Raw genomic sequence first — 15,979 nt, forward strand, 5'->3', positions numbered from 1 at the left:
GCTATCCTTCTTGTTTTACTATATATATTGGACGCCCTTTTGTTTCCAGATAAATATTCGCCAAATAATTCCCTATAATTCCAGTGCAAAAAAGTTGAATCCCTCCAACAAAAAAAACTATAGATGCTAGTGAAGGCCAGCCAGTTACAGGATCCCCCCACAATAAAGTTTTAGAGATAATAACCAAAATAAGAACAAAAGAAGCAAAACAAAAAAACAAGCCTATTAATGAAGAAAGAGCAAGCGGAACAGTAGAAAATGCGACAATTCCTTCAATCGAGTAAATAAAGAGCTTCCAGAAAGACCACTTAGTCTCACCAGCTACCCTTTCAATATTTTCGAATTCAAACCATTTGGTTTTAAAACCTACCCAACCAAAAATACCTTTTGAAAAGCGATTGTATTCTCCCATTGATAATACTGCATTAACCATTTGACGAGTCATTAGTCGGAAATCGCGCGCTCCATCAATAATTTCAGCCTTTGATATTTTTTTTACGATTCTATAAAACATTCTTGCGAAGAAAGAACGTATTACGGGTTCGCCATTTCTTGAATTTCTTCTTGTAGCAGCACAATCATATCCTTCCTCTTTAATAGACTTAAGCATGTTAGGAAGGAGTGCTGGTGGATCCTGCATATCCGCATCCATTACTGCAACATAATCGCCTTTTGAATATTTAATACCTGCATATAAAGCTGCTTCTTTTCCAAAATTCCGTGAGAAAGATATAAATCTAACGCGATTATCTGAATTAGCAAGATCTTTAATAATATCTAAAGTGTTATCAGATGACCCATCATCCACAAAAACAAATTCAAATTCAACCTCGTTCATTAATTTAGCAATCCGTATTATTTCATTATAAAAAATAGGAAGACTTTTCTCTTCATTATAACAAGGGATACAAATGCTTATAATCTCCATAATTCATAGCTCATCCTTTATATTTAATACTAATATGGCAGTTAACATTAATTAATTAACCCTTATTTAGTACCTAATACTAAATAAGGGCTATTCATAGACCTAGTTCTCTTCCCGTTACGGGGATAATGCTACCACTATTAATTTTTAAGTTCTAGCAGAAAGCTTCTCAAACCTTCACGCCAGTGACGTATATCCTGAAAACCGTTTGTACGTATTGACAAATGCTCCATCACAGAATTACGAGGGCGTGGTGCAGGACGTATAAATTGTTCCGTAGAACACGGGTTAAGTTTGGCCGTAAAACTCAAACCCAAAATAGCCTCAGCCTCTACAAAAATCGCTTGTGTAAATTCAAACCAAGTACAAGAATCACTATTTGACGCATGGTATACACCATACTTCTCAGTTTGGATAAGCTCAACCAAGAATTGAGCTAAATCGACTGTATATGTTGGCGAACCTTTTTGGTCATCGACAACTTGAAGCATTGGCTTTTCTTGACCAAGCTTTAGCATTGTTTTGACAAAGTTATTTCCGTATTTGCCGTACACCCATGACGTTCGTACGATGAAATACTTAGAGGAGAGGGATTGAACGAGTACCTCACCCGCACGTTTCGATTTGCCGTATATACTCTTAGGGTCTGTATTATCATATTCATGGTAAGGCTGTGCACCCATACCATCAAATACATAATCCGTGCTAATATACACCAGCTTGGCTCCAGCTTTTTCAGAAGCAAGCGCTACATTTCGGCTGCCAGTAGCATTAATTAAATAAGCTGCATCAATATCACTTTCTGCCGCATCTACTGCCGTATGAGCAGCACAATGAATAACCGCATCCGGTCCAAACCCGCCAATAACTTGGATACACTGATCCAGATCAGTAATATCCATCTCCTGACGATCGCAAGCCAACACTTCGTGACCTTGATGCTGGAGCAGTAAAACTACGTCCTGACCTAGTTGTCCGGCCGCACCTGTAACAAGTACCTTCATAGCTATTTTACCCCCGTATCAAAATTACAATGAGTCACCTAAACGATCACCATATTGCTGTTCAGCATATTTTTGGTATTCCCCAGATTGAATACGGGTCCACCACTCGCGGTTATTGAGATACCATTGGATAGTTTCTTTAATACCTGTTTCAAACGTATGTTTCGGCTTCCATCCCAGTTCATTCATAATCTTAGTTGGATCAATCCCATAACGGCGATCATGACCAGGACGGTCTTGAACATAAGTAATCAAAGAATCAGGCTTGCCTAGTTCCTGCAATACCGTGTTTACAATATGCACATTCGTACGTTCATTATTGCCACCAATGTTGTAGACTTCGCCGTTCACACCCTCATGAATAACCAAATCAATCGCGCTGCAATGATCCTCAACATACAACCAATCGCGGATATTCATTCCATCGCCATAAACAGGCAACGCTTGATCAGCAAGTGCACGGGAAATCATCAGCGGAATAAGCTTTTCCGGGAATTGGTACGGGCCATAATTGTTTGAGCAGCGGGTAATATTCACTGGCAGTCCAAACGTTTCGTGATATGCACGTACTAGCAAGTCTCCGCCTGCTTTGCTTGCTGAATATGGACTGTTAGGAGCCAAAGGAGTTTCTTCGGTGAATAATCCAGTTGCACCCAGTGATCCATATACCTCATCCGTAGATACTTGAACAAACTTAGTGATACTGTATTTTTTCGCCGCGTCCAAAAGCACTTGTGTTCCAAGTACATTCGTCTTCACAAACACTTCCGGCTCTAAAATACTCCGATCCACATGCGACTCCGCCGCGAAATTGACAACGACATCCACACCCTGGCTAATCAGTTCATCCATCGCAGTAACATCTGTAATGTCGGCCTTCACAAACGTATAGTTCGGATGATTCTCGATCGATTTTAGGTTCTCCAGATTACCTGCGTAAGTCAATGCATCCACGTTGACGATCTGGTAATCAGGATGTTGTTGCAGCATGTATAATACAAAGTTGCTGCCGATAAATCCGGCTCCGCCGGTAACTAGCAGTTTCATTTATAGCCCACCTTTTGTTCAATGAGATGTTTACATTTCGAAGTTTAACTCCGCATCCTTCAGTAAAGGATGACGTTGATCTTTATCCGATAATATCGCACTAGAAGTTGGCCAACCAATACCCAGCGCTGGATCATTCCATAATATGCCACGATCATTCTCAGGGGAATAATATTCGTCCACCTTATATAACACTTGGGTATTAGGTACTAATGTACAGAAGCCATGAGCGAATCCTTTCGGAACAAGCAACTGTCGCTTATTATATTCGCTAAGTATTACACCTACCCATTGCCCAAAGGTAGGCGAATTAAGACGAATATCAACAATCACATCGTAAATAGCACCCGATAAGACACGAATTAACTTAGTCTGAGATTTGGGATTAAGTTGGTAATGGAGACCACGCAAAACACCCACCTCAGCAGATAGGGAGTGGTTGTCTTGAATAAAATTATGAGTTATACCTAACTTGTTCATTATTTCTTCATTATAACTTTCCATAAAAAAACCACGATTATCACCATGAACCACAGGCTCTATTAAATTTGCACCAAACAGTTGAAGAGGAATTACCTTCATAGCCTCTCCTCCTTCACCATTATAATTTCAGCTTACCGAGCTCATTTCCAAACACAACAGATTGTGCTAGTTCATTCGCCTTAGCTAAGGATACATGCGTACCAACATCTGTCCACCAACCTTGCAGAATATCATAGGTTAACTCATCTCTTACAATATATGCATTATTTAAATCTGTGATCTCTAATTCACTACGTGCGGATGGCTTTAAGCTTTTAACTATTTCAAACACATGACTATCAAACATATAGATACCGGTTACTGCGTAATTCTATTTTGGTTCAGCCGGTTTCTCTTCTATTGAAAGAATTCGCCCATTGCGAAGTTCGGGAACACCAAATCTTTTGGGTTCAGATACTTCTTGAATCAATATTTTGGCCCCTTGTTTTTGATCAACAAAGTTCTGTACATATTGCGTAATATCATCTTCAAAGAAGTTATCTCCAAGTATTACAACCATTTGATCATTACCAACAAATTGCTCAGCTAAATCTAAAGCTTGTGCAATCCCACCTGCTTCATCTTGTACTTTATATGTAAAGCACACGTCCATTTCACGACCACTACCTAATAGGTTAACCACATCACCCATATGCTCTTTACCAGTAACAATTAGGATATCATTTATTCCAGCTTTTTATAACTTATATACGGAATGAAATATCATAGGATATTTACTACAGGTAGCAAGTGTTTATTAGTAACTTAGTCAAAGGAAATAGACGAGAACCAGTACCTCCAGCAAGAATTATGCCTTTCATAATGACCTTCTATGGATTATATCTATATTTTTACATATTAAATCAACTATGTCATAACTTAAATCAGGATATATAGGGAGAGTTAGGATGTTATCACTTATTTTCTTAGCATTAGGCAATTCAATATTTGAATACTCCTCTTTAAAACAACTATAATCAGTTGCCAATGGATAAAAGTATTTTCTAGTGAAAATATTATTGTCCCGAAGGATTTCATATAGAGTATTTCTGGATACTCCGTACTTTTCTTTATCAATTACAATAGGAAAGTAAGAGTAGTTATAAACTATATTTGACTTTTTGTAATCCAGAAGACTTATTCCTGGAATCTCCCCAAGTAAGTCTACATATCTTTCTGTTACCAATTTTCTTTTTTCAATATTTTCCTGAACATGATTTAAGTTCACGAGTCCCATTGCTGCTTGGAACTCATTCATTTTTGCATTATAACCAACAATTTCAACAGTTTCAGGACCGCTAATACCAAAGTTTTTATAAAGATCAATTATTCTTTTATATTCGTCATTTTTATAAACTAATACTCCACCTTCAATTGAATGAAAGAGTTTCGTAGCATGAAGACTAAACATCGAAATATCTCCGAACTGACTTATAGGTTTACCATTAATCTCAACCCCAAATGCATGTGCAGCATCATATAATACTTTTAAATTGTATTTCTGAGCAATCCTCTCAATAGCGTCTACATTACATGGAGTTCCAAATACATGTACGGGCATTATGGCACTCGTATTTTCATTAATAAGTGCTTCTATTTTGGTACAATCAATATTATAGTCACTTAAATCAATATCACAGAAAACTGGTTTTAAATTATTATTGACAATAGCATGAGTAGTTGAAGCAAATGTAAACGGAGTAGTTATAACCTCACCAGTGATCCCTAAAGTCTTAATGGCTGTTTCTAAAGCCAAGTGTCCATTTACGAGAAGACTAACATTATTAATGGATAAAAAATCAATTAGCTTTTTCTCGAATTCTTGGTGTAACTCTCCATTATTCGTAATCCAAGAATTATTCCAGAGACGTTCAATTTCTGCAGTAAACTCCGAAAAAGGAGGCATATAAGTCTTTGTTACATTGACAGGTGTTTCTAATTTAATTAATTCATTCATTATGAGTTGCCCTCCACTTATAAATCATGTAGACATTTTTGTTGCAGCCTTAGAAATAACTATTGTAGAATCCTCAACATTCTTAATTATTATTGCCCCTAACCCAACAATACTTTTAACACCTATATTAGTTTTTTCTCTAACACAAGCTCCTGCACCAATTAATGTTAACTCACCAATAGACACATTCCCTGAGATGACTGCTGCAGGATTAATAGTGCAGAAATCACCAACCGTAGAATCGTGACCAATATTACAGGATCGATTTAATAATATAAAATTCCCTAGTTTCACATTAACAGTAAGATTTACTCCTGAACAGATTACATTTCCATACCCCATATTATTATTAGAACTTTTAGACAATTTAGAGAGAGGGTGTATTAAATTAGGAAAAACAATATTCGATTTATTTAAATCCATAATTTCTTGATATATCTTTTCTTTAATCTTTGGATCCGCTAAACCAATTATCACACCGATCACCGAGAATTTGTCGCTATACCCGGAAAATTCCATATTAGAAGTAATAATCTCTACATCTTCAATAGATTTACCAATTTCATTTGGATCATTAGTCACAAAACCAACCAAATGATATATATTAGTATACGAATAATCATTTATTTCATCTATTAAAGCTTTGATTTCTTTAGCACACCCTCCAGTACCATAAATAACAATCGGTAATCCATTCCACTCATTTGACATGCTTACCGACTCCTATTTTTTAAAAAATTTCCTGATCGTTGAATATAGGTTTGTATCTTTTTGAATTTTCCGTTTAGCACTTTCCACTACTACCTGATGAAATGACGTTTCAAACACATCAATAATATCAAGTTTACCAGTATATGCGAAGAAATCATTGGCACTAAAATTATACTTTTCTTTTAAAACTCTTCTTGTGTTTTCATTTTTCAAAAGAATGCTAAGTTTTCGTAAACCAATAAGAACGTAAATAGGTTTGATATCAGGAGATATTTCTTTTAAATAAGCGAATGCTTTTTCACATTCAATTTCTTCTTTCGTATATAAGGCGTTCGATTCATCTAGAAAACCTTCAACAAAATCTTCGTCTTTTATTTCATCAAAAAAGTTACTCATAATAATAAAAAGCTCATTTTTATTCCTAATTCTATTTTCATAAGTAACAGAACTAGTATTCATTTCATTAGATAATATTCTAAAGTTAACTAATTTTTCTTCCATTACATGAATATTGAATTTTTTAATAACATTTATCCACATTGAAAAATCCGGTAATTGTCTCAAACTCGGATCATACAATCCAACTTCGTTATAGACTTCCTTTTTAATTAGCATCGATGGATGACAAAAGCAATTTAATTTATAAAATAATTGTTTTAACCATTGCCCCGAAGACTTATTATTTTGAGTGAATGCATCTGCCCAAAAATAATCTGTTTTTGATAATACTTTTCCTGCTTCATCAATAAAATTGGCGTCTGAGAAAACACAATCCACACTATCACTTTCTTCTAGAAAGTGTACTTGTTTCTCTAATTTATCTATTTCCCAATAATCATCTGAGTTTAACAAAGCAATATACTCTGATGATGAGTTTATTATTCCATGATTAAGTGTATCAACTGCTCCCTGATTTGTTTCAAATCCATAAAATTTAATCCTGGAATCTTCATATTTCTTTATCACATCTACAGAGTTGTCAGGTGATGCATCATCAATAATTAGTAATTCAAAATTTTCATACGTTTGGTTTAAAACACTCTCTATAGCTTTTCCAATGAATTTTGAATGGTTATAGGATGGAATAATTATAGAAACTTTCGGATTAGTACTTTTCAATTTCTGCACCTGCTCTATTTATAAAATTTTGGGGGTATTATACCTTTTAAGAGTGATGTTGCAAATGGAGGAAGGTATTTCTTTACTTTTTGTTTAATACTCTCTTTACTAGTAATAATCAAAGGACCATCTATATTATCTATTCTATCCTGAAGTCTTCTTTTATGAGCATTGAACTCTTCATGATACAGACCATCTAGAAATTTATCATACTGCTCTATTAAGGAAATAGTATCTTTCAACTTTTCCAATTCCTTCTTTTGACTCCAAGTTCCGTTCGGATGCAAGCGATACACAGACATCACTTCTGGGAGATAGGCAATCAGTCCATTCTGGGCTACCATTATATTCGTCATCCAGTCATAAACTGTCAACTCATATAAAGAGCTATCTAATTGCTTCAAATACTTAGCCTTATATACGCAAGTAGAGAAATTACCTATAAAATTGTCCAGTACAAGTTCAGAGACTGTGATCAACTGGAAACTACGATCCCAATTCCAAGGTTGAACATTATATCTCTTTTTCTTCATGTCATGTACCACAAATTGATTAAAGGTCATAACACAAGCCTTATTAGACTCTAGAAAATCCACATGTTTTTGGATTTTCAAAGGATCAGTCCAAAAATCATCACCTTCTAGAATAGCTATGTATTCTCCCTTACATGCAGCAAATCCTCTCTTATAGTTTAGCGTTATCCCCAAATTACTCTCATTAGCTAAAATTCTAAATTTCCCAGGATGATTCTCAGCATATTGCTGAATTATACTCATAGTACTATCTTTTGAGCAGTCATCTGCTACTACAATTTCATAATCAAACGTCGTTTTTTGTTCTAGAATACTGTCTATTGCTTGATTGATATAACTCTCGTGATTATATGTCACCAATAGAATACTACATTTTGTAATTGAATCAGTCATTTTTTGTTCTCCTTAATTTATCAATGATTGGTTCTAATCTTGTTATTAACTTATAGGCCTTTCTATTCTTAATAGCTTCGATTTCTTTTTCTAATTCACTTTTCTCTTTTGAAATCCCCAAATTATTCAACTCAATCATTTTAAGTACTTCATCTTTCTTCTTAAACTCATCATCAAACCAATTTTCTCGTGACTCATTCATTTCTTGCATTTCTTGATTTCTCTGTATCAGATCTTCATTTGTTAACTTTAAAGTCTTAATCCTTCTTTTGAGAGTTTGATTCTTCACCCGTAATTTATTCACAAAATTCATATATTTATATTTAGTATGTTCCCAATCACTATTCGCTTGTAATTTTGAAATTAAATCCTCTGATATATCTAGTACAGGAGTACTATATTTAAGCAGACACGAAACTGATCTAATATAAGTGCCTTGCATAACCTCAATAACAATTTGAGGGTCATTATTAAGAAACATATATTGGTTATTTTCTGTAGAGAAAGCATTTGAACTCAGTGTATATTCTTTGTTTTTTAAATTATCTTGATTTGTTAATTCTAAATCTAAAATTTCAATAATGCACTTAGTAGCAGAAGGATCTATTCTAATCTTATTGGCTAAAGCAGGAAGATCGAAATTAACTTGAAATATTTTTTGGGATTTTTCTACTTTAAAAGATTCACTTTTTGATTCACTGTACCCCTGACCATCATCCCAGTATATTTGAAGGTATAAATTATCTTTATCAAGATCACCTCCGTTTTTTTTGTTGTTATCTGCATTCATTTTATGAGTTGACATAAAGTCAATCATATTTTCATGATGCGATATCATTGCATAATCTTCCGAGGTCATTTCTGCACTTATTTTTTTGAAAAGCGAAGGCAAGTTATCAATTCTTTTTTCGAATCCATTTTTGCCATATATAATAAACGTACGTACTGATTCTTCATTATTAAAATCTTTATAAAATAATTTTTCATTGTAAAAACTATTTACCGTATTCCAGTACTCATATATATCAGGATGTAATCCTGTCTTAAACTCCATTTGCATAAATTTCTCGAACAGAAAAATTGAAGCATGGTTAAATTGATTCCACTCTCCATTAAATTGATCCATCTTATCTTTAATTAATTGAAGATCAGGCAAACCATTTTCCTGATGTTCTTTACTCCATAGTATTTCACCGTTATATAAATAATGAAAAAAAGCACCTAATCTCTCTTCCACTTCCTCTATCCCGTTATTTGAAAACGGCGCTGAAATTATAAATCCATATTTAGATACTCTTTCAATTTCAGATAGAAAATCATTTCTCTTATTCAGAGGAATATGTTCAAGGACATCCAGCCCAATAACAAAATCAAAGTAATTATTATCAAAGCTAAGGTTAGTAGCATCACCCTGTATGAATGATGGATCATTTAATAACTCTTCAGGAAGGAGTAAATCCAAATATTTTATATTCTTATTTTCAACAAAGTTCTCTAAATTTTTATGTTCATTCGCCCCTACTTCCAGAATAGAAAGTTCAAGTTCTTTAATCCCCAATAATTCAAAAATAATCTCTACCATCTTATAACGTTGAAATTGATGAAATGGAATCACAACTCAAAATTCACCTCCTAATTAACTCTACTTATCTGTATTTCATTTGGAATGTATAACTTGTTCCAGATCTTATAAGGATCCCTTTCGCGCATTTCAAATATATATGAGTTCTCTGTATAGTCTACGAATAACGATGTTCTATTTTTTATAGTTGAGGTAGAAAGAACAGTAGAAAAATTATACATTCCTTCTACTAAGGGTAAGCGCGTTTTGAATTCAACAATTATCTTCTGACCTGCTTCGCCAGATATTTCGCCGATTTCCTCAATCAAAGTATTACTGCCTAAATATTCGATGTTTTGTTTATCTCTAATATGATACCCAACAGAAATTTGACATTTTTTATCAAATTTTATATGCATTCTAATTTTAATTTTGTCATTAAAATCAGCTGTTATAACTGGATTATTGTTGCTATCTAACACTTCTAGCTCTGTTAAAATCGCATCACGGGTCCCCTGCCTGAAATATTCCACTTTCTCCATAAACTCAGAATTCTCTTTGAAAACAAGATTGTCATCCAGGGAAACCTCATCGAGATGGTACAGTTTATCTTCCGAGTTCACTCTCCCCTTAGTATTATTGTTCATTTGATCTCTAACATATTTAGCATACATATCTACTACCTTTTCAGCATCTCCGTAAGCTTCAAGATTTCCGTTTTTCAAATATATAGCCTTTTTGCACAAGGACTTAACAGAATTCAAATCGTGACTTACATATAAAACTGTAACTCCCTGTAGAAATAATTCTTTCATTTTCGTTATACATTTCGCTTGGAAATACATATCTCCAACACTCAGAGCCTCATCAACTATTAAAATATCAGGTTGTACATTGATAGCAACAGAAAAGGCTAACCTTGCAAACATACCACTACTATATGTTTTAACTGGTTGATAAATATACTCCCCTAGTTCTGCGAACGAGAGGATTTGCTCAAGTCTTTCTTTTATTTCTTCTCTTTTAAAACCCATCATCAAACCATTTAAATAGATATTTTCAATACCTGTATACTCAAAATTAAATCCGGCACCAAGCTCCAAAAGTGCAGCTACTTTTCCATTCACTTCTGAGATACCACTTGATGGCGTTAATACTCCGGTTATAATTTTTAACAAAGTTGATTTACCAGATCCATTCTCTCCAATAATACCTACAATATCTCCCTTATCTATAGTGAAATTGAGATTCTGAAGAGCATGGTGCTCAGAATACAATGTCTTCTTGCGATAAAATAAAGACTCCTTGAGCCTATCCATAGGAGTTTTATATAGTTTATAAGTTTTGCTGACATTTTGAGCGCTGATCGCTATAGTTTCCATTTCCAAACCACCTTATCAAAGCACATCAGAAAGATGTGGTTTAAGTTTTCTAAATACTTTTATTGATATAGCAAAATTAACTATCACTACTAATGCAAAGTAAAGTGTCAATTTGTATTTCTCATAAAACCAAATTTTATTAATCATAGAATCTCGAAAACCTTCTACGATATAATAGAATGGATTTAATTTAAACAAAAAAATCATATGCGGAGACAAAACATCTACAGACCAAAGAATTGGCGTTAACCACATACCAAACTGCAAAATAATAGACAATACGTACGAGAAGTCTTTAAAAAATGGAGTAATTGCTGCAGTTAACCAAGATATACTAGAAATAAGAATTATATTACATAGGGTATAATATATAATTTGAACTGCAAAAAAACTGATAGGATAACCATAACTAATAAAAAAGGAGAATAAGATTATAATGAAAAACAGATGCACTAAGAATGCCGAGAATATCTTTACTAATGGTAATAATTCAATTCTAAAAACAACCTTCTTAACTAAATAATTATACTCTAAGAAACTATGTGTCGCTGTTGTTAATGCTTCAGAAAAATAGAACCAAGGTATAATCCCAGATACAAACCATAAAACGAAAGGTGCGTTTAAATCAGCCGGGGCGCTGACTTTCAAACCTTTTTCAAAAACAAACCAATAAACCAGTATAGTAACTAATGGCATTAGTAACGCCCATAACAATCCAAAATATGAACCTGCATATTTTGATTTGAAATCATTAATAGCTAAACTTTTAGTTAAGGAACATATATTTTTGATCCTCTTCATGTACGGTTCTTTCCTCATTTGTGCGTCTCCTTAGTAAAATCATATATATATTATTATTGCATTTATTACCTATACGTTTATTATTAATGTATTTATTATTAATGATAAAAAGTAGTTAGGTCGCCTTACATATGTTAAAATATCCACGTACCTACAGGAAAAGGAGATTATAACGTGTCGAAACCAGTATACGGTAAAAACGCCGCTCAGTCGAGAAATGTTGAAAAGATAGCAAGTCCGATATGGGCATTAGTTGTTGGTTTTATTCTATTTTTGTGTTGGACCCCATTTCAAGTGGGATTGTTTAATGGATCGCTAGTAGATTACGAGAAGCCAATATATGTATCCGCACTATTAAGCGCACTGATGCTGCTGGTCTGTGTTGGCTTGAACTACAAACAATTCAAGCTTGAAGAGCAGAGTGATTTAGTAGCTTGGGCAGCATTATTGCTCCCTGTGACCTATGCTCTGTCACTGTTTGTCGCAGTTTCGCATTATACGGCGATGAATATGCTGTTCATTCAGTGTACATATGCCGCAGTTTTCATTATAGCCTTTTATCTCATGAAGCAAAAGCAAGTAAATGTTGTCATTCAAAATGCTATATTAGCGATTGCCTATTTTATAGTGGGTTTTGGACTTTTAAATTGGCTAGGCAGTAGTAAGTTAGCAGGAAATCTTATAGGTTGGTTCTCAAACACCGTCCGAAATGATGTCTATTTAGATGCTGTTATGACTGACTCTAACGGACTTCGTCTGACTTCGATCTTTCAGTACGCAAACACGTACGCTGCCTTCTTGATGGCCTTTCTATTTGTAGCAATATTCGCGCTTATTCGCTCTAAAAATTGGTATGGATCGTTAACTCATGGCTTTATGTTAGTTCCCATTATTGTGTCGATCTTGTTAACCTTATCTCGTGGCGGCTTAGTCCTGCTACCTGTAGTATTCATACTCCTACTTTTATTCCTAAAACCTGCACAGCAAATCCTTTGGATTCTGCATCTAGGAGTTGCTGGTATTGTAGCTTTGCTCATTACGACACCCGTTACTAACCTAGGAATAGAGTTAAATGCTAATTTCACTTCTTCTTCAGCTTTAAAAGGTTGGACGTATCTATTAGGAGCCTCAATAGTTGTGGCTGGCCTTTCTTGGGTCATTCAGCGTTTTGTCGCTCCATGGTTGTATGCAAAACTAGAGAATTGGTCGTCACGTAAACGGACAGGTCTTTGGATTCCGCTCGGATCTGTCGCTCTAGTTGCTATTGTAGCTTTCTTGCTTATCGGTACGAGTGCAAAAAGCATCTTACCCGACAATATGGAGACTCGCCTAGAGAACATCAACTTCCAACAACATAGCGTACTCGAGCGGATTACTTTTTATAAGGATGCCTTGAAGGTGGTTAAGGATTATCCGATCCTCGGTGCTGGTGGAGGAGGCTGGGCATCACTCTATGAGCATTATCAGAATAATCCTTATACAAGCCGGCAGGTGCATAACTTCTTCTTACAATTTCTCATTGAAGTAGGTATTGTTGGATTTCTCATATTTATGAGCTTCATTCTGTATATCTTCTATAAATATATTCGTGGATATGTAAAACGGGATAAAAACGAATTTGAGAATGGTTTCTTCTATCTAATTATTGCTCTATCTATTCTTGTGCACAGTCTACTTGATTTCAACATGAGTTATGCCTTTATGGGCATACTAGTTTTTATTGGTCTTGCTGGAATGGCAGCTGTTATGGATAGCAAGCCACTACGGAAAAATTGGAATAAAGCGGGCATCCGTTTTGGATACCTCGCTGTGTTTTCTTTAGGAACCTTGTTCCTAGTGTTCTTATCAATTAGCTATATTGGCTCCAGTAACTCCGCTTTGAAAGCTAAACAATTGAGGAGTTATAGCAATTCTTACGAAGAGCTTAGAGCTCCCTTGATAGAGACTTTGAACAAACGTCCAAGCCATCCAGAATCGACAATTTATCTTTCAGCCTTAGATCAGCAGGTATTTAGCCAGACCCAAGAGGAACAGTTCCTTGACGAATCTTACAATGTTTTAACTCGTGCACTCAAAGATGAGCCATACAACAAAAATCTTCTGCTCCAATTAGTGAGCTACTACGATCTGAAAGGTCAAAGCGACATCGCCTTGGGTATTTACCGTGACAACGCAGATAAGTTCAACTGGGATATCGATTGGTATGATGCAATAATCAGCCGTTCATTTGCCTTAGGTCAGCAAGCACTTAATCAAAAGGATGAGACAAAGAAACAAGAGTATTTCAATGAAGCGCAAGAAGCATATAATCACGTTCTTGCTGGAATAGATCATCTGAAGACTCTTCCACCAGAACAACTGCAAGGGCGTCCTTTCTCAGTAACGCCAACTATCGCTTTGAACGTTGGCAAAATGCAGCTTTTATCCGGACAAGAGGATGCAGCGAAGACCACCCTCAAGCTTAATTCAGATGCTAATTACACGGATATCATGAACAGTGAAACTCCATGGGATATAAATTGGTACAGTTCACTCATCAGCCGTTCATTTGATTTGGGGCAGACAGCTTATGCACAACAAGATAATCCAGATAGAATAGACAATATGAAAGCTGGTTTTGTCATTGGGCTTTTGGCCTACGATCATGTACTTGCGGATAATGATCCTTCGAAGACATTTAATCCGGATGTAACACTGAAGGTAGGAAAGATGCAGTATATGTCTGGAAAGATACAAATTGCCTCCTCCATCTTAAAAACAGCTTTAAGCCAAGATTTCGCAGATGCAACTAATCGAGAGATTGCTCGTTGGTACCTAGCTGCACTGGCGAAAACTGGTGGCGAGGATCAGGCACTATACGGTTCGCTGATTGCAGCTGACCCTGCGGAAGCAGCACAAGTTGAGGCCATTACAAATTCACAATTTTAAAAAAGAAAGAAACCATAAAAGCGCGCCACTGTTAATAACCGTGGCGCGCTTTTTTTTCGATTATACGAGATTTAATTATAGCCCGGTCTTAGCCGCTTCACTCTCAACAAGCTCTTTCATATAACGAAGCAAGTCATCTTTAAGCTCCTTGTGTTGAAGTGCATAATGAATGGTGGTCTGGATAAAGCCCATTTTCTCACCCACATCATGACGTTTACCTTCAAAGTCATAGGCAATAATTCGTTCAACCTCGCTTAGACGTGCTATCGCATCAGTAAGTTGGATCTCTCCACCTACACCTACCTGCTGCTCACCTAGCATATCAAAGATACGTGGGGTTAAGATGTATCGTCCTAAAATTGCTAGATTAGAAGGAGCCTCTTCTCTCTTTGGCTTTTCTACTAGACGATTAGCTTTATATACCCGTTCTGCCAAAGGCGAAGCATCTACAACACCATACCGTGATACTTCTTCCCATGGAACAGGCTGAACACCCACGATAGAAGATTTATACTCGTCATAAACATCTATCATCTGTTTGAGACAAGGTTTATTCGCTTCAACAATATCATCGCCTAGCAGGACAGCAAACGGTTCGTTTCCTATGAATTTACGTGCACACCAAATTGCATGTCCGAGACCTCTTGGTTCTTTTTGACGAATGTAGTGGATATCTGCCATTTCGGAAGATTTACGAACGGATTCAAGCAGCTCCCACTTCTGCTTCTCTGCTAAGTTAAATTCCAGTTCAAAAGAGTTATCAAAGTGATCTTCAATCGCACGTTTACCTTTCCCTGTTACAATAATAATATCCTCGATCCCAGAAGCAACAGCCTCTTCAACAATATATTGGATCGTCGGTTTATCTACAATCGGGAGCATTTCTTTAGGCATTGCTTTGGTCGCAGGCAAAAAACGGGTACCAAGACCTGCGGCGGGTATAATGGCTTTACGGATCTTCATCACATTAACTCCTTCTGTCAGATACTCTTCCATTCTAAATACTCAGTATGTAAAATGGCATATTTCCTTCAATTATAGCAATTATAGCAGATTTATGTCAGAGTGTTTGTTATATTTGTATATCTATTCC

At 35.5% G+C, this 15,979-nt stretch carries 13 protein-coding genes and 1 pseudogene; 1 reads left to right on the top strand and 13 read right to left on the bottom strand.

What is annotated here, in order from left to right; all coding sequences use genetic code 11:
* Window position 1 precedes the first annotated feature (1 nt).
* The 12 genes and pseudogenes from MHI15_RS11415 to MHI15_RS11470 form a co-directional block, all read right to left on the bottom strand.
* On the bottom strand, window positions 2–928 hold the full coding sequence (locus MHI15_RS11415) for a glycosyltransferase family 2 protein (RefSeq protein WP_036678648.1): 927 nt from the start codon (window positions 926–928) through the stop codon (window positions 2–4).
* 140 nt (window positions 929–1,068) lie between these two features.
* A complete protein-coding gene (rfbD, locus tag MHI15_RS11420; protein ID WP_076179703.1) occupies window positions 1,069–1,932 on the bottom strand; it encodes a dTDP-4-dehydrorhamnose reductase in 864 nt (287 codons plus the stop codon).
* A 24-nt stretch (window positions 1,933–1,956) separates the two neighbouring features.
* Window positions 1,957–2,979: a dTDP-glucose 4,6-dehydratase gene (rfbB, locus tag MHI15_RS11425; RefSeq protein ID WP_076310680.1), complete on the bottom strand. Its 1,023-nt coding sequence runs from the start codon at window positions 2,977–2,979 to the stop codon at window positions 1,957–1,959.
* Between the two features lie 30 nt (window positions 2,980–3,009).
* The gene (rfbC, locus tag MHI15_RS11430; RefSeq protein ID WP_036678644.1) at window positions 3,010–3,561 is read right to left on the bottom strand and encodes a dTDP-4-dehydrorhamnose 3,5-epimerase; all 552 of its coding nucleotides are present in this window, start codon (window positions 3,559–3,561) and stop codon (window positions 3,010–3,012) included.
* Window positions 3,562–3,580: 19 nt separating this feature from the next.
* Window positions 3,581–4,322 (bottom strand): annotated as a pseudogene (locus tag MHI15_RS11435) (sugar phosphate nucleotidyltransferase).
* Window positions 4,319–5,458, bottom strand: coding sequence for a DegT/DnrJ/EryC1/StrS family aminotransferase (locus MHI15_RS11440; RefSeq protein WP_076179701.1), 1,140 nt, complete (start codon window positions 5,456–5,458; stop codon window positions 4,319–4,321). Before MHI15_RS11440 ends, MHI15_RS11435 begins: the two are co-directional and overlap by 4 nt.
* Before the next feature lie 24 nt (window positions 5,459–5,482).
* Window positions 5,483–6,169, bottom strand: coding sequence for a PglD-related sugar-binding protein (locus MHI15_RS11445; RefSeq protein ID WP_076179700.1), 687 nt, complete (start codon window positions 6,167–6,169; stop codon window positions 5,483–5,485).
* A gap of 12 nt (window positions 6,170–6,181) precedes the next feature.
* Window positions 6,182–7,288, bottom strand: a complete 1,107-nt coding sequence (locus tag MHI15_RS11450) for a glycosyltransferase (RefSeq protein WP_076179699.1) — start codon at window positions 7,286–7,288, stop codon at window positions 6,182–6,184.
* Window positions 7,289–7,302: 14 nt separating this feature from the next.
* Window positions 7,303–8,214: a glycosyltransferase family 2 protein gene (locus MHI15_RS11455; protein WP_076179698.1), complete on the bottom strand. Its 912-nt coding sequence runs from the start codon at window positions 8,212–8,214 to the stop codon at window positions 7,303–7,305.
* Window positions 8,207–9,829, bottom strand: a complete 1,623-nt coding sequence (locus tag MHI15_RS11460) for a class I SAM-dependent methyltransferase (protein WP_076179697.1) — start codon at window positions 9,827–9,829, stop codon at window positions 8,207–8,209. Before MHI15_RS11460 ends, MHI15_RS11455 begins: the two co-directional genes overlap by 8 nt.
* 17 nt (window positions 9,830–9,846) lie before the next feature.
* Window positions 9,847–11,157: an ABC transporter ATP-binding protein gene (locus MHI15_RS11465; protein ID WP_036678636.1), complete on the bottom strand. Its 1,311-nt coding sequence runs from the start codon at window positions 11,155–11,157 to the stop codon at window positions 9,847–9,849.
* Window positions 11,158–11,172: 15 nt separating this feature from the next.
* The gene (locus tag MHI15_RS11470) at window positions 11,173–11,976 is read right to left on the bottom strand and encodes an ABC transporter permease (protein WP_076179696.1); all 804 of its coding nucleotides are present in this window, start codon (window positions 11,974–11,976) and stop codon (window positions 11,173–11,175) included.
* A 156-nt stretch (window positions 11,977–12,132) separates the two neighbouring features.
* Between MHI15_RS11470 and MHI15_RS11475 the strand changes: the two genes are divergently transcribed.
* A complete protein-coding gene (locus MHI15_RS11475) occupies window positions 12,133–14,886 on the top strand; it encodes an O-antigen ligase family protein (RefSeq protein ID WP_076179695.1) in 2,754 nt (917 codons plus the stop codon).
* A 75-nt stretch (window positions 14,887–14,961) separates the two neighbouring features.
* On the opposite strand, the gene galU is transcribed toward MHI15_RS11475, so the two are convergent.
* Entirely contained in the window at window positions 14,962–15,849 is an 888-nt protein-coding gene (gene galU, locus MHI15_RS11480; protein WP_076179694.1) for a UTP--glucose-1-phosphate uridylyltransferase GalU, read from the bottom strand.
* Window positions 15,850–15,979: the final 130 nt, after the last annotated feature.

Origin of the sequence: Paenibacillus sp. FSL H7-0918, assembly GCF_038007025.1 — a bacterium.
Lineage (GTDB): Bacteria > Bacillota > Bacilli > Paenibacillales > Paenibacillaceae > Paenibacillus_AQ > Paenibacillus_AQ odorifer.

What these genes read in the sequence shown, in the direction of transcription:
- MHI15_RS11470 (WP_076179696.1), bottom strand. Translation starts at nt 11,976, where the DNA reads ATGAGGAAAGAACCGTACATGAAGAGGATCAAAAATATATGTTCCTTA.
- galU (WP_076179694.1), bottom strand. Translation starts at nt 15,849, where the DNA reads ATGAAGATCCGTAAAGCCATTATACCCGCCGCAGGTCTTGGTACCCGT.
- MHI15_RS11455 (WP_076179698.1), bottom strand. Translation starts at nt 8,214, where the DNA reads ATGACTGATTCAATTACAAAATGTAGTATTCTATTGGTGACATATAAT.
- MHI15_RS11415 (WP_036678648.1), bottom strand. Translation starts at nt 928, where the DNA reads ATGGAGATTATAAGCATTTGTATCCCTTGTTATAATGAAGAGAAAAGT.
- MHI15_RS11445 (WP_076179700.1), bottom strand. Translation starts at nt 6,169, where the DNA reads ATGTCAAATGAGTGGAATGGATTACCGATTGTTATTTATGGTACTGGA.
- rfbB (WP_076310680.1), bottom strand. Translation starts at nt 2,979, where the DNA reads ATGAAACTGCTAGTTACCGGCGGAGCCGGATTTATCGGCAGCAACTTT.
- rfbC (WP_036678644.1), bottom strand. Translation starts at nt 3,561, where the DNA reads ATGAAGGTAATTCCTCTTCAACTGTTTGGTGCAAATTTAATAGAGCCT.
- MHI15_RS11440 (WP_076179701.1), bottom strand. Translation starts at nt 5,458, where the DNA reads ATGAATGAATTAATTAAATTAGAAACACCTGTCAATGTAACAAAGACT.
- MHI15_RS11465 (WP_036678636.1), bottom strand. Translation starts at nt 11,157, where the DNA reads ATGGAAACTATAGCGATCAGCGCTCAAAATGTCAGCAAAACTTATAAA.
- rfbD (WP_076179703.1), bottom strand. Translation starts at nt 1,932, where the DNA reads ATGAAGGTACTTGTTACAGGTGCGGCCGGACAACTAGGTCAGGACGTA.